This is a genomic window from Stutzerimonas nitrititolerans (assembly GCF_003696285.1).
Classification (GTDB): Bacteria; Pseudomonadota; Gammaproteobacteria; order Pseudomonadales; family Pseudomonadaceae; genus Stutzerimonas; species Stutzerimonas nitrititolerans.
Genome location: NZ_RFFL01000071.1, coordinates 1 through 622 on the forward strand (window position 1 = coordinate 1; position 622 = coordinate 622).

The 622-nt window shown below is 61.7% G+C and carries 1 protein-coding gene; it reads right to left on the reverse strand.

The features are described 5' to 3' along the window. Positions 1 to 51 precede the first annotated feature (51 nt). Complete coding sequence (locus tag EA795_RS20740; RefSeq protein WP_122079247.1) at positions 52 to 585, reverse strand: lysis system i-spanin subunit Rz; 534 nt, start codon at positions 583 to 585, stop codon at positions 52 to 54. Between the last annotated feature and the right edge of the window lie 37 nt (positions 586 to 622).

The window sequence follows — 622 nt, forward strand, 5'->3', positions numbered from 1 at the left end:
TGATTGGGTCACCTCACCATACAGCGGGAGGTGACGGCGTGCTGTGACTTCCTACTCGCCAGCCCGAACCGCCCTCGCCCACTCCTGCAGATACACCAGTTTCTCCCGATCGCTGATCATTCCACCTCGGATATCCCAAACAGCTGATCCAGCTGCTGCACTGAGTTCGACGCTGGTTGCATCGCCCAGGCTGCCGGCGCCGGTGGCGGCGGACACGATGGCGTCGGCGCGGGCGACCTTGACCTCGATTCGCAGCCGGCGACGCTCATCATCAGCAGCAGAATACTCGCGGCGCAGGCGGTCATTTTCAGTTTGTGCATGGGTCAGTTTCTCGGTTGAGTTTGTGTCGAGGGTCGTGAGGCGCGTTTCCAACACTAGGCGATCGGTCTGCTGCTTGAGGATTACCGCGGCATTGGCTTCGGCTGTAAGGCGCAGCTGGGTCTCATGCGCCCTGCCCTGCTCAGCTAGCAGCGCGCCGTAACTGTTGGCCTGCCACTGCCAGGCAATGGCGGCGGAAAGCGCCATGAGAACAAGCACAGCCGCGCCGGCAGCGAATAGCTTGTATTGCTTCAGCCAGGCGCTCATTTCCGACCACCGTGCTCGAGGCTGAAGTGGTTGCCGT